Annotated in this window: 1 protein-coding gene; it reads left to right on the top strand. The window is 67.9% G+C overall.

From position 1 onward, the window contains the following. Window positions 1-280, top strand: a 280-nt coding sequence (locus tag EN846_RS34830) for a SapC family protein (RefSeq protein WP_145971993.1), incomplete at both ends; no start/stop codon positions are given.

Here is a 280-nt window from a genome sequence, read left to right as displayed (position 1 = left end):
CCGGGAGACCGGGACCGGGGCTTGGCAGTCCGTCGCCCTGCTGGGCTTCGAGCAGCACGAGAACCTGTACCTGCAGGACGGACGCTGGAATGCCTCCTACCTGCCCGGCGCGGCCGCAAAAGGGCCGTTCCTGATCGGCTTCCAGGAGCACTACGTGGACGGCCTGCTCACCCAGGACGCGGTGATGCACGTCGACCTGGACCATCCGCGTGTCACCTCCGGCGGCGGTGAGCCGGTGTTCCTGCCGCAGGGTGGAAACACGCCTTACCTGGACCACATC

This window comes from Mesorhizobium sp. M4B.F.Ca.ET.203.01.1.1 (assembly GCF_004791025.1).
Lineage (GTDB): Bacteria > Pseudomonadota > Alphaproteobacteria > Rhizobiales > Rhizobiaceae > Mesorhizobium > Mesorhizobium abyssinicae.
Note: the sequence above shows the minus strand (reverse complement) of the source record. Positions and strands in the feature narration are given on the sequence as shown.